Source organism: Actinomycetospora succinea, assembly GCF_004363095.1.
Classification (GTDB): Bacteria; Actinomycetota; Actinomycetes; order Mycobacteriales; family Pseudonocardiaceae; genus Actinomycetospora; species Actinomycetospora succinea.
On the sequence record NZ_SNYO01000001.1, the window covers coordinates 305,099 to 318,066 of the forward strand.

At 73.7% G+C, this 12,968-nt stretch carries 10 protein-coding genes; 4 read left to right on the plus strand and 6 right to left on the minus strand.

Going from position 1 to position 12,968, the window contains the following annotated elements; all coding sequences use genetic code 11:
• Positions 1-2 precede the first annotated feature (2 nt).
• From EV188_RS01485 to EV188_RS01495, 3 genes are read left to right on the plus strand one after another with little or no spacing between them, the layout of a single operon-like run.
• A complete protein-coding gene (locus EV188_RS01485) occupies positions 3-758 on the plus strand; it encodes an ABC transporter permease (protein ID WP_133824468.1) in 756 nt (251 codons plus the stop codon).
• Positions 755-1,717: an ABC transporter substrate-binding protein gene (locus tag EV188_RS01490; RefSeq protein WP_133824469.1), complete on the plus strand. Its 963-nt coding sequence runs from the start codon at positions 755-757 to the stop codon at positions 1,715-1,717. Before EV188_RS01485 ends, EV188_RS01490 begins: the two co-directional genes overlap by 4 nt.
• 42 nt (positions 1,718-1,759) lie before the next feature.
• Positions 1,760-2,752 (plus strand): CobW family GTP-binding protein, encoded by a 993-nt coding sequence (locus EV188_RS01495; RefSeq protein WP_243741402.1) that lies wholly within the window; start codon positions 1,760-1,762, stop codon positions 2,750-2,752.
• Here the strand turns inward: EV188_RS01495 and EV188_RS01500 are convergent.
• Both EV188_RS01500 and EV188_RS01505 read right to left on the minus strand, forming a co-directional pair.
• Positions 2,719-4,359 carry a flavin-containing monooxygenase gene (locus EV188_RS01500; protein WP_133824470.1) on the minus strand — a complete coding sequence of 547 codons (1,641 nt, stop codon included), beginning with the start codon at positions 4,357-4,359 and terminating at the stop codon, positions 2,719-2,721. The two genes, EV188_RS01495 and EV188_RS01500, sit on opposite strands and share 34 nt — an antisense overlap.
• Positions 4,356-5,300, minus strand: a complete 945-nt coding sequence (locus EV188_RS01505) for an alpha/beta hydrolase (RefSeq protein ID WP_133824471.1) — start codon at positions 5,298-5,300, stop codon at positions 4,356-4,358. Before EV188_RS01505 ends, EV188_RS01500 begins: the two co-directional genes overlap by 4 nt.
• A 195-nt stretch (positions 5,301-5,495) precedes the next feature.
• Here EV188_RS01505 and EV188_RS01510 point away from each other — a divergent pair, with 195 nt between their 5' ends.
• Positions 5,496-7,238, plus strand: coding sequence for a sigma-54-dependent Fis family transcriptional regulator (locus tag EV188_RS01510; protein ID WP_133824472.1), 1,743 nt, complete (start codon positions 5,496-5,498; stop codon positions 7,236-7,238).
• 16 nt (positions 7,239-7,254) lie between these two features.
• Here the strand turns inward: EV188_RS01510 and EV188_RS31315 are convergent, their stop codons facing one another.
• From EV188_RS31315 to EV188_RS01525, 4 genes are all read right to left on the minus strand, one after another.
• Entirely contained in the window at positions 7,255-7,431 is a 177-nt protein-coding gene (locus EV188_RS31315) for a DUF6104 family protein (protein WP_166659668.1), read from the minus strand.
• A gap of 4 nt (positions 7,432-7,435) precedes the next feature.
• Positions 7,436-11,293 carry a multifunctional oxoglutarate decarboxylase/oxoglutarate dehydrogenase thiamine pyrophosphate-binding subunit/dihydrolipoyllysine-residue succinyltransferase subunit gene (locus EV188_RS01515; RefSeq protein ID WP_424922913.1) on the minus strand — a complete coding sequence of 1,286 codons (3,858 nt, stop codon included), beginning with the start codon at positions 11,291-11,293 and terminating at the stop codon, positions 7,436-7,438.
• A gap of 248 nt (positions 11,294-11,541) precedes the next feature.
• Positions 11,542-12,240 (minus strand): zf-HC2 domain-containing protein, encoded by a 699-nt coding sequence (locus tag EV188_RS01520; protein WP_133824474.1) that lies wholly within the window; start codon positions 12,238-12,240, stop codon positions 11,542-11,544.
• The gene (locus tag EV188_RS01525; RefSeq protein WP_133824475.1) at positions 12,237-12,788 is read right to left on the minus strand and encodes a sigma-70 family RNA polymerase sigma factor; all 552 of its coding nucleotides are present in this window, start codon (positions 12,786-12,788) and stop codon (positions 12,237-12,239) included. The genes EV188_RS01520 and EV188_RS01525 overlap by 4 nt, the downstream gene beginning before the upstream one ends.
• Positions 12,789-12,968: the final 180 nt, after the last annotated feature.

The window sequence follows — 12,968 nt, forward strand, 5'->3', positions numbered from 1 at the left end:
CGGTGCTCGGACGTCTCGTCGAGTGGTTCACCGACCCCGCGCAGTGGAGCGGTTCCGCGGGCATCCCGGCCCGGGTGCTCGAGCACCTCGGGTACACGCTGCTCGCCGTCGCCATCGCCGCGGTCATCGCGCTGCCGGTGGGCGCGGTCATCGGCCACACCCGCCGCGGCGGGCTCGCCGTCGTCGGCGTCGCCAACGGCCTGCGGGCGCTGCCCGAGCTGGGCGTGCTGGTGCTGTTCGTGCTGCTGCTGGGCCTCGGGCTGCTGCCGCCGACGCTCGCGCTGGTGCTGCTCGCGATCCCGCCGCTGCTCGCCGGCGCCTACGCGGGCGTCGCGGGCGCCGACCCGGGCGCCGTCGACGCGGCGCGGGGGATCGGGATGCGCGAGCACCAGATCCTCCTGCAGGTCGAGGTGCCCTCCGCCGTCCCGCTGATGCTCGGCGGGCTGCGCTTCGCGACGCTGCAGGTCATCGCCACCGCGACCATCGCCGCCTACGTGGGCCTCGGCGGGCTCGGCCGCTACATCATCGACGGCTTCTCGGTGCGCGACTTCCCGCAGATGCTCGGCGGCGCACTGATCGTCGCGGTGCTCTCGATCGTCGTCGAGCTCGTCCTCCAGGTCCTCGGGCGCCTCGTGACGCCCGGTCCCGACCGCCTCCGGCTGGGGCGCCGTCCCGACGGCACCCCCACTCCGAATCCCGCTGCGGACGCCCTGACGTCCGCCTCCGCCCCGTCCCACCCAGAGAGGGTCGATCGATGATCCGTTCGCAGCGTCACCAGCCGAGCTCCGCTCCGCTGCGTCGGCCGCGCCTGCTGCTCCTGGCGGCGGTCGCCGCCGTCGGCGTCCTGCTCGCCGGGTGCGGGGGCGGCTCCGACCCCCTGGCCACCCAGCCCGCCGCGCCCTCGGCGCAGGGCACGGTGCGCATCGGCTCGGCGAACTTCACCGAGAACCGCCTCGTCGCCGAGATCTACGCGACCGCCCTGGAGACCAAGGGCGTCGCCGTCGAGCGCCGGTTCGGCATCGGCAGCCGCGAGACCTACTACCCCGCCCTGCAGCGCGGCGAGATCGACCTCGTGCCCGACTACACCGGCAACCTGCTGCAGTTCCTCGACCCGCAGGCCACCGCCACGGCGTCGGACGAGATCTACCAGCAGCTCACGACGAAGGTCGCCCCGAACCTGCAGCTGCTCCAGCAGAGCGCGGCGGAGGACAAGGACGCCGTCGTCGTCACCCGCGCCTACGCGACGCAGAACAACCTGCGCTCGATCCAGGACCTCGCGCCGCTGTGCTCGACGATCTCGTTCGGCGGCCCGCCGGAGTTCCAGCAGCGCTCCTACGGCGTCCCCGGCCTGCAGCGGAACTACAACTGCACGTTCCGCGAGTTCCGCGCCCTCGACGCCGGCGGCCCGCTCACGGTGGCCGCGCTGCGCGACGGCACCGTCCAGGCCGCCGACCTGTTCACCACCGACGCCGCCATCCCCGAGAACGACTTCGTGGTGCTCGAGGACCCGCGCTCGAACTTCGCCGCCCAGAACGTGGTGCCGCTGGTCAACCGGGCGAAGTCGTCCGACCCCCGCGTCACCGACACGCTCAACCAGATCTCGGCGAGGATGGACACCGCCCAGCTGACCCAGCTCAACCAGCGCCTCGCCGGCCCCGACCGCCCCGACCCGGCGCAGGTCGCCCGCGACTGGCTCGCGCAGGCGGGCATCCAGTAGCGGCTCCGGGCACGCCGATCACCCTGTGCCAGGGTGGTCGGCGTGCCCCGTCGCGTCCCCGTGGTGCTGGTCGCCGGTCAGCTCGGTGCCGGCAAGTCGACGCTGGTCAACCACCTGCTGCGCCGCGCCGACGGGGTCCGCATCGGCGTCGTGGTCAACGACTTCGGCGCCGTCGGGATCGACGCGATGCTCGTGGCCGGGCAGGCCAGCGCGGTGACCTCGCTGGCCGACGGCTGCCTGTGCTGCACCACCGACGCCAACGGCCTCGCCGACCTCCTCGCCGTGCTGACCGCGCCCTCGGCGCGCCTCGACCTCGTCGTCGTGGAGGCCAGCGGCCTCGCCGAGCCCCGCGAGCTGGTGCGCCTCCTGCTCGATGCCGTGGCCGGGGAGGCGCGCCACGCGGCGTACGGCGGGCTCGTGGTGGTCGTCGACGCCGTCCGGGGTGAGCCCGACGGCGTCGTCCGGCTCGCCGACCTCGTGGTGCTCAACCAGGTCGACCGCGTCGACGACCCCGCTCCGCTGCTCGCCGCCCTGCGCGCGATCGCCCCGGGCCCGGTGCTCCCGGTGGTCCGCGGCGCGGTGGACCCGGCGATGCTCGTCGACCCGCCCGCCCGCCGCGCCCCGCCCCGGTCGGGCCAGCTCTCGTTCGACGTGCTCCTGCGCGAGGACGCCCACGAGCACGCGCACGCCGCCTGGGACAGCGTCGCCGTGGAGCGCGCCGTCCCGCTGGACCCGGCACGGTTCGCGGCGTTCCTCGAGGCGGGGCCGGCCGGGGTGTTCCGCGCCAAGGGCGTGGTGCGGTTCCCCGGCGCGGCCCCGTTCGTCGTGCAGACGGTCGGGACGGCGATCCGCGTGCGCCCGGCGCCCCGGTCGGTCGACGTCGCGGGTGCCCGGATGGTGTTCCTCGGCGTCGGTCTCGACGCGGCGGGTCTCGAGTCGGCGCTCGACGCCTGCGCCGCCGACCCCGCGGCGGACGAGCCGTCGCTCCTGCCGGTGCTGCGCTACGAGGAGTCGGACCGCGTCGACGCCGTCTGACCGGCCCCGCTCAGCACGAACCCCTCGTAGTCGGCGTCCGCGACGCCGGCGAGCTGCTCGCGGTAGGCGGCGTGCCCGGCCATGTAGAACATCACCGCGTTCTTCTTGCCGGGGATGTTCGCCCCGAAGATCCACGAGTCGGCCTGCGGGAACAGGGTCATGTCGGCGATCTCCCGGCACGTCTCGGTCCAGCGCTCCTCGGCGGCCCGCGTGGGCTCCACCGTGCTCGACGCCGACTCCTCGGTGCGCCGGACCAGCTCGCCGATCCACTCGACCTGCGCCTCGATGCTCGGCGGCAGGTTGGTGAACGGCCCGTTGGGGCCGAGGATCATGAACATGTTCGGGAAGCCGGTCGTCGACACGCCCAGGTAGCTGGTGGGGCCGTCGGTCCAGTACTCGTCGATGTGCCGCCCGCCGCGTCCGCGCAGGTCCATCGCGCGGTAGTTGCCGTCGACGGCGTCGAACCCGGTGGCGAAGACCAGGACGTCGAGCTCGTGCTCGACCCCGTCGGCGGTGCGGACGCCGGACGGGGTGATCGCGTCGATCGGGTTCTCCTTGATGTCGACGAGCGTCACGTCGTCGCGGTTGAAGACCTCGTAGTAGCCCTCGTTGCACAGCGGGCGCTTGGCGTAGAGGTCGGTCGGCATGAGCTTCCGGGCCGTCTCGGGGTCGTCCACGATCTCGGCGATCTTCGAGCGGATGAAGGAGGCCGCGGCGGCGTTGGCGTCCGGGTCGGTGGCGATGTCGCAGAACGTGCCGAACATGAACCGGAAGCCGTTGCCCTTGTCCCAGTTCTCCTGGAACACCCGCTCGCGCTCCTCGGCCGACACCTCCATCGCGTGGACGGCGCTCTCCTCGAAGCCGAACGCGACGACCGACCCGCGCACCTGCTCCCAGATCGCGGCGAAGTCCTCCTTGGTCCGCGCGACGTCGTCGGGGTCCACCGGGCCGTTGCCCGACGGGACGACGTACTGCGCCGAGCGCTGGAACACGGTGAGGTGCTCGGCCCTCGGCGCGGCCGCCACGATGAACTGGGTCCCGGTCGAGCCGGTGCCGATGACGCCGACGCGCTGCCCGGTGATGTCGAGGTCGTCGGGCCACGCGTTGGTGTGCACGAGCCGGCCGGCGAAGTCGTTACGTCCCGGGATGTCGGGGATGTTGCTCTTCGCGAGCAGCCCGAGCGCGGTCACGAGGTAGCGGGCGGTCAGCCGCTCGCCGGCACCGGTGCTGACCAGCCAGAGGTCGTTCTCCTCGTCGAAGACCGCCCCGGTCACCTCGGTCGAGAGCTGGATGTCGCGCGCGAGGTCGAAGCGCTCGACGACGTGCTCGAGGTAGGCGAGGACGTCGGGCTGGTCGAGGTAGCGCGTGCTCCAGTCCCAGTCCTGCAGGAGGTCGGTGTCGAAGGAGTAGCGGTAGACGAAGCCCTCGGTGTCGGACTTCGCGCCCGGGTAGCGGTTGAAGTACCAGGTGCCGCCGACCCCGCCGCCCTTCTCGAGGACGCGGGTGCGCAGGCCGAGCCGGTCGCGCAGCGTGTGCAGCATGTAGATGCCGCCGAACCCCGCGCCGATCACGATCGCGTCGAGGTCCGGGGTGACGGGGGTGGTCATGAGTTCCTCCGGCGGTACCAGGCGGCGATCGCCGCGATCTCGTCGTCGGCCTCGGGCGCGACGCCGGCCATGAACGGGAAGACGTGCTGCATGTCGTCGACCACCGAGAGCGTTACGTCGGCGCCGGCCGCCTCGGCCACCGCGGCGAAGCGCACCGCGTCGTCGCGCAGGGTCTCGGCGTCCCCGGCGTTGAGGTAGAGCGGCGGGAGCCCGGTGAGGTCGGCGTGCAGCGGGTTCGCGAGCGGCGTCCGCGGGTGGATCCGGCCCTCGGCGAGGACGCCGGCGATCATGCTCTCGAGCAGCGGCACGGTGACGAGCGCGTCGGTGGCGGCGTTGGACACCAGGCTCTCGCCGGTGTTCTCCATGTCCAGCCAGGGGGAGAACGCGATCACCCGCCCCGGCAGCGCCTGCCCCTGGTCGCGCAGCGCCAGCGGGACCGCGATCGCGAGGTTGCCCCCGGCCGAGTCGCCGATGGTCGTGATGTCCTCGGGCCGGATGCCACGCTCGACGAGCGCGAGGAAGGCGGCGACGCCGTCCTCGACCTGCGCCGGGTGCGGATGCTCCGGAGCCCGCCGGTAGTCGAGCACGAACGCCGTCACGCCGAGGGCCTTCGCGACGTGGCCGGCGAGCTTGCGGTGGCTCGACGCCGACCCGACCGCGAACCCGCCGCCGTGGGTGTAGAGCAGGACCCGGGTGCGGTCGGCGCCGAGCGGGAGCGTCCAGATCCCCGGGACCCCGCCGATCGTCTCCTCGGCGTAGGTCACGTCCTCGGGCTCGCGGGTGGCCTGGTGCCACTCGTCGAAGACGCTGCGGAACAGGCGCGTCGTCAGGTCGGGGGTGGTCGTGATGATCTCGGTCCAGTCCGCGTAGAGGGCGCGCAGGCTGTCCGACCCGGCCGGCTCGGCCGAGCTCGTGGGGATCGGTGTGCTCGTGTCCGTCATCGCGTGCCTCCTCGCACTCCGGTGGACCGGGGCAGGACTCTTCCCCGGCGCGCGGGCCCCGGGACTGTTCCGATCCGGCACACCCCCGCCGCGAAGAACTCGGGCCGGCGATCTGGCGTCCGGCGTGTGACATGGGGCACTGTGATCCGAGGTCTGTGCCTCGGGGGGCCGACCGACCGAGCGTGCGAGGCATCGATGCGTCGAGACGAGAGCCGGCCGACCCTGTCGTCGGCCGAGCTGCTGCGCACCCGCCGCAGCCGCGAGGCGCTGGTCGACCAGGGCGTCCTCGTCGCGCCGCCGGGGCGCGCCGGGGTGCCGTCGGTGATCGAGACGAGCTGGCGGCGGTGCGTGGGGGAGGGCGTGCCCGTCGACCCCGCCCACATCCCGTACCGCGAGCCGGACGAGGCCGTCGGCGCCCTGTCCCGTGCTGCCGCGCCGGTCCTGGAGCGCCTGCGGCACAGCTTCGCCGACGTGCCGGTGGCGATGGTGCTCTCGGACGAGACCGGCCGGATCGTGGTGCGGCACGCCGAGGAGCGCCGCCAGCGCACCGCGATGGACCGCGCGAGCGCCGTCGAGGGCTCCGACTTCTCCGAGCACGCCGTCGGCACCAACGGCCTGGGGACGGTGCTCGTCGAGCGGCGGTCGGTGCTGGTGCGCGGCCCGGAGCACTACAACCCGCGCCTGGACGACCTCACCTGCGCCGGCACCCCGATCATCGAGCCCTGGACCGGCCGGATGCTGGGCGGCTTCTCCCTGGCCTGCGCGGTGCGCGACGTGCACCCGCTGATGACGGCCATGACCTCCGACATCGGGCGGCAGATCGAGGAGCGGCTGCTCGACGAGGCCGGCGAGCGGCGCCGGCGCCTCGTGCGCTCCTACCTCGCCGTCGACGGCGCCCCGGACGGCGCGTTCGTGGTCGACGAGGAGACCCTGCTCGTCAACCGCCGCGGGACCGTCCACGGCGGACCGGAGCTGCACCCGCTGCTGTGGCGGTTCCTCGCCGAGCGGGCCCCGGGCCGGCCCTGCCGGATGGCGGTCCCCCTGCCGGGCGGGGTCCGCGAGGCGCTCGTCGAGCCGATCCACGACGGCGGGCGGACCGCGTTCAGCGTGCGGCTGCTGCCGGTCCGCGAGGCGCCGCGCCGCGAGCTGCCCGCGGGGGACGCGCCCGCGCCGGAGCCGTGGCACCACGTCCCGGACGTCGACCGCGCCCTGCACCGGGCGCTGCGCCACGGCGAGCGGGTCGCCGTCGCCGGTCCCGCCGGCGCCGGCAAGGCCCACACCGCCCGGCGGGTCCTGCGCGGCGCGGGGATCGCCGACCCGGTCGTCGTCGACCCCTCCCTCGACCCGGCCTGGTGGACGACCGCCCGGACGGCCGCCCGGGCGGGGCGCGGCGTGCTCGTCCGGCGCGCCCACGCCGTGCCCGACCGCGACGCCGGGCTGCTCACGGCGCTCGGCGAGACCGGCGCGGTCCTCGCACTCGCCCTCGACACCGACCGGGCGAGCGACACCGTGCTGGGCGTCGTCCGCCGGCTCGCCACCGTCGTCCGGCTCCCGGCGCTGGCGCAGACCCCCACGCACCTGCCGGCGCTCGTGCGGTCGGTCCTCGCGGAGCTGCCGGAGCCCGAGCGCCACAGCCGCCTCGCGCCCGCGACCTGGGACCTCGCGGCGGCCTGGCACTGGCCCGGCGACGTCGCCGAGCTGCGCGCCACCGTCGTCGCGCTCGCCCGGCGGGCGCGCGGCGGCGTGGTGGAGCCCGACGACCTGCCCGATGAGCTCCGGGCGCGCGGGCGGACCCCGGGCCTGCTCGAGCGCGCGGAGCGCGACGCCGTCGTCGGCGCCCTGCGCGCCGCCGACGGCAACCGCACCCGCGCGGCCCGCGCGCTCGGCATCGGGCGGACGACGCTCTACCGCAAGATGCGCGAGTTCGGGCTGGAGTAGGGCCGGCTACTCGTCCCTACTCGTCATCGCTGTCGTCGCGGGCGAGGAACGTCGCGAACCGGTCGGCGGCGCCGGCGTGCTCGGGGTGGGCGTCGACGAAGGCGCGGAGGCGGTCGGCCAGCCACGCCAGGCTGACCTTCTCCTCGCCCCGCCGGTCCTCGAGCTCCTCGATCCCGCGGTCGGTGAAGTACATCCCCTTACTGGTCCGCGAGGGCCTCGGCGATGAGCGCCTTCTGCTCCACCTCGTGCACCTTGGCGACACCGGCCGCGGGAGCGGCCATGCGGCGCCGGGAGACGCGCTTGAGGTGGGGCAGGCGGCCGTTCATGCGCTCCGGGAGCCACAGGCCCAGGAACGGCCAGGCGCCCTGGTTCGCCGGCTCCTCCTGCACCCAGCGCACGTCGGTGACGGCGTTGGGGTACCGGTCGAGGACCGCGGCGAGCTCGTCGGTGGCGAGCGGGTAGAGCTGCTCCATCCGCACGATCGCGGTGTCGTGGACGCGGCCCGCCTTCTCCCGCGCGGCGACCAGCTCGTAGTAGATCTTGCCGGCGCAGAGCAGCAGGCGCGTGACGTCCTCCGGGGCGTGCTCGCCCCGGGTCTGGTCGAAGGCCGGGTCGTCGAGGATCGGCCGGTAGCCGCCCGAGGTGAAGTCCTCCACCGGGCTGACCGCCGCCTTGTTGCGCAGCATCGACTTCGGCGTGAAGACGACCAGCGGGCGGCGCACGCCGTCGGTGGCGTGGCGGCGCAGCAGGTGGAAGTAGTTCGCCGGGCTCGACGGCAGCGCCACCGTCATCGACCCCTCGGCGCACAGCTGCAGGAAGCGCTCGATGCGTCCCGACGTGTGGTCGGGGCCCTGGCCCTCGTGGCCGTGCGGCAGGAGCAGCACGACGTCGGAGGTCTGGCCCCACTTCGCCTCACCGGACGAGATGAACTCGTCGATGATCGACTGGGCGCCGTTGACGAAGTCGCCGAACTGGGCCTCCCACAGCACCAGCGCGTCGGTGTTGGCCACCGAGTAGCCGTACTCGAAGCCGACGGCCGCGAACTCCGAGAGCGCCGAGTCGTAGGGCATGAACCGGCCCTGGTCGGCGGTGAGGTTGCGCAGCGGCACGTACTCCGAGCCGTCGTGGCGGTCGATGACCACCGAGTGGCGCTGCACGAACGTCCCGCGCCGGGAGTCCTGGCCCGACAGGCGCACGAGCTTGCCGTCGATGAGCAGCGAGCCCCAGGCCAGCAGCTCGGCGTAGGCCCAGTCGATGCCCTCGCTCGAGTCGGTGGCCGCGGCCTTGCTGCGCCGCTCGAGCACCGGCTTGACGCGCGGGTGCACGGCGAAGCCCTCGGGGATGTCCGTGTGCGCCCGGGCGATCCGCTGGATGACGTCCAGCGGCACCGCCGTCTGCAGCGAGTTCGGCACGGCCTGCTCGTACTCGACCGACGGGCTCGGCTCCGGGTCGGCCTTCTCGAGCTCGCGGACCTCGTTGAACACGTGCTCGAGCTGGCTGCCGTAGTCGCGCAGCGCGTGCTCGGCCTCGTCGAGCGAGATGTCGCCGCGGCCGATCAGCGACTCGGTGTAGGTCTTGCGCACCGAGCGCTTGGCGTCGATGACGTCGTACATCTCCGGCTGGGTCATCGAGGGGTCGTCGCCCTCGTTGTGACCGCGGCGGCGGTAGCAGATCATGTCGATCACGACGTCGGAGTTCCAGCGCTCGCGGAACTCGACGGCGAGGCGCGCCACCCAGACGCAGGCCTCGGGGTCGTCGCCGTTCACGTGGAAGACCGGGGCGTCGATCATCTTCGCCACGTCGGTGCAGTAGTGCGTCGAGCGGGTGTGCTCGGGCGCGGTGGTGAAGCCGACCTGGTTGTTGACGATCACGTGCACGGTGCCGCCGGTGCGGTAGCCGCGCAGCAGCGCGAGGTTCAGCGTCTCGGCCACGACGCCCTGGCCGGCGAACGCGGCGTCGCCGTGCATCGCCACCGGCAGGACGGTGAAGCCCTCGGGGCCCTTGTCGAGCATGTCCTGCTTGGCCCGCACGATGCCCTGCATCACGGGGTCGACGGCCTCGAGGTGCGAGGGGTTCGACGTCAGCGACACCGTGGTCTCGCCGTCGCCGAACATCCGGAAGAACTTGCCCTCGGCGCCGAGGTGGTACTTCACGTCGCCGGAGCCGTGCGCCTGGCCCGGGTCGAGGTTGCCCTCGAACTCGCGGAAGATCTGCGAGACCGGCTTGCCGACGATGTTGGCCAGCACGTTGAGGCGCCCGCGGTGGGGCATGCCGACGACGACCTCGTCCATCTCGTGCGCGGCGGCCGTGTCGAGCACGGCGTCGAGCAGCGGGATGACGGTCTCGGCGCCCTCCAGCGAGAAGCGCTTCTGCCCGACGTACTTGGTCTGCAGGAACGCCTCGAACGCCTCGGCGGCGTTGAGCTTCGAGAGGATGTACTTCTGCTCGGCGACCGGCACCTTCTCGTGCGGGCGCTCGATGCGCTCCTGCAGCCAGGCGCGCTTCTCGGGGTCGAGGATGTGCATGTACTCGACGCCGACCGTGCGGCAGTACGAGTCGCGCAGGACGCCGAGGACGTCGCGCAGCTTCATCGAGTCGCGCCCGGCGAACCCGTCGACGGGGAACTCGCGGTCGAGGTCCCAGAGCGTCAGGCCGTGCGACGCGATGTCGAGGTCGGGGTGCTTGCGCTGCGGGTGCGACAGCGGGTCGGTGTCGGCCATGAGGTGGCCGCGCGTGCGGTACGCGTCGATCAGCTCGATGATCCGCGCGGTGCGGTCGATCTGCGACGACGGCAGGTCCTGGCGCCAGCGGATCGGCTCGTAGGGGATCCGCAGCGACGCGAAGATGTCGTCGTAGAACCCGTCCTCGCCGAGCACGAGGTGGTGGATGCGGCGCAGGAAGTCGCCGGACTCGGCGCCCTGGATGATCCGGTGGTCGTACGTGGACGTCAGCGTGATGATCTTGCTGATGCCCATGTCGGCGAGCTTCTCTTCACTCGCCCCCTGGAACTCGGCGGGGTACTCCATCGCGCCGACGCCGACGATCGTGCCCTGGCCGACGGTCAGGCGCGGCACCGAGTGGTTGGTGCCGATCGTGCCCGGGTTGGTGAGCGAGATGGTGACGCCCGCGAAGTCCTCCGCGGTCAGCGAGCCCGTGCGGGCCTTGCGCACCATGTCCTCGTAGGCCGCCCAGAACTGGGCGAAGCTCATGTTCTCGGTGCCCTTGAGGGCCACCACGACCAGCGAGCGCGAGCCGTCCTTGCCCGGCAGGTCCATCGCCAGGCCGAGGTTGACGTGACCGGGGTCGACGACGGCGGGCTTGCCCTTCTCGTCCTCGCCGAAGTGCCGGTTCATGTTCGGGAAGTCCGCGAGGGCGCGCACCATCGCGTAGCCGAGCAGGTGGGTGAACGACACCTTCCCGCCGCGCGTGCGCCGCAGGTGGTTGTTGATCACGATGCGGTTGTCGGCCAGCAGCTTCGCCGGCACCGCGCGCACGCTCGTCGCCGTCGGCAGCTGCAGCGACGCCGTCATGTTCTTGGCGATCGCGTTCTGCGCGCCGCGCAGCGGCTTCGTGGTCTCGACGGCGCCGTTGGACGCGCCGGGCTGGGCCGACTTGGCCGGGCTCGTGGTGCCCGCCGCCGGCTTGTCGGTGCCGCCGCCGGACGGGGACTGCTGGGTCGGCGCGCTCGTCACAGGGGCCTTCTCGCTCGGGGCCTGCGGGGAGGCCTGCTGCTGGGGGGCCTGCTGCTGGGTCTGCTCCGGGGCCGCCGGCTGCTGCGGGGCCTGCTGCTGCGGCGCCTGCTGCTGCGGCGCCTGCTGCTGCGGAGCCTGCTGCGTCTCGGCGGCGGGACGCGCCGGGGCCGACGCGGCCTCCCCGTTCGCGGACGTGCGCGGCTCGGCGGTCTCCGCCGACAGCGGCGCGGTGCCGTTGGCGGCGTTGCCCGCGCTCGCGTGCGCACCGGCCTCGTCGGGGGCGGTGTCGGGGCTGTAGTCGGCGAAGAAGTCGTGCCACGCGGCGTCGACGGAGTCGGGGTCGGCCAGGTAGCGCTGGTACATCTCGTCGACCAGCCACTCGTTGGGTCCGAACTGGGCGGTCGGGCTACTACTCGACACGACTCGAAATCGCCTCAATCAGTCGTCGCGGTGGCGTCGGAAGCGTGTCCAGATTAGCGCTTGACACCTCACGGGGTCGGTGCCCTGTCGCGTACTGCACCGGTCCATGCGGCTGCTCTCGCTGCGCTCGGTGCCGCTGAGCCACCGGATGGACACACACCGTGGGCCATCTCACCCATCTGCACCCGTGATCAGGCGAATCGCGAGCGGAGCACCTCGCTGCCGTCGGCATCGGTGACGACGAACCCGCCGGCCTGGTCGAGGAGGACCGACGAGTTCAGCCGGCAGACCATCTCGGCCGCCCCGGTGCCGCGGAACTCGCCGGCGGGGACGGGGCGCCCGCCCCGGTCGAGCACCGTGACCTCGTAGCGCTGGCCCTCGGCGAACCCCGACGCCGTCAGCACCACCTCGACCCCCCAGGTGTGGTCGATCGTGCCGGCGCTGGCCCGCACGGTCGGGTCGAGCGCCTGGACCGCGACCGGCGCCACCGGCGGCTCGCCCGCCCCCGCGACGGCCAGCCCGACGCCCACCCCGGCGAGCCCGATCACGGCGGCGGCGGCCGCCGCGACCAGGGGCCGGACGGCGCGGGGACGGCGGGGTGCGAGCTCGTCGTGCTCCCGCTCCCGCTCGAGGCGCCCGAGGACGGCGGCGAACCCGTCCGGCGACGCGGCGGCCGGGGTGTGGTCGGCGTCGTGGTCGGCGTCGGGGTCGACGCGGCCGAGGGGTCCGGCCAGCGGCGCGAGGGCGGCGAGCTCGGCGCGGCACGGCGGACAGCCGGCGAGGTGGGCCTCGACCTCGGCCCGCTCGGCACCGTCGAGCCGGCCGATCGCGTGCGCGCCGAGCAGCTCACGGAGGCGCTCGTGTGCGGGGCCGTCCGGAGTGGTGGTCACAGCGGGACTCCCATGTCGTCCATGATATGCCGCAGCGTGCGCAGGCCGTAGAAGACCCGGCTGCGCAGGGTCCCGACCGGCACGCCCTGCTCGGCCGCGACCTCGGCGTACGGGCGTCCGCGGACGGACGTCTCGACGATGGCACGGCGCTGGTCGTCGCCGAGACGGGCCAGGGCCTCCTCGAGGAACCACCCGGTGACGAGGTCGTCGGTGAAGTCGGCGCTGGATGGCGTCGCGAGCGACAGGTCGGCGGGCGCGGTCGGCGTCGCCGGGCGGCTGCGGGCGCGGCGCACGTGGTCGACCACGACGTTCCTCGCGATGGTGAACAGCCAGACGCGCAGGCTCGCCACGGCCGCGTCGTAGCGCTCGGCGTGGCGCCAGGCCCGGACGAACACCTCCTGGACCACGTCCGCCGCGGCGCCCGCGTCGCGCAGCTGCCGGAGGGCGAAGCGCTCGAGTTCGCCGGCGTGGGCGCGGTAGGCGGCCTCGAGGTCCTCGATGCGCCGCAGGTCCACCGGCGCGCGCGCCGTGCCGGCCGCCTCGCTCACCCGTTCCCCCCAGCGCGACCCGGCATCCGGAACATCCTGATCGCCCGTGTGTGACCGCGTCGTGACGTCCGTGGCTCTCGGGGCGGGCACGGCGCGGGTCACGGAGGTCGATACGGGCCACGGGGCGGGCCCGTTCACGCGAGATCGGACGAATCCGTCGTGAACGCCGGCGACCGGGCC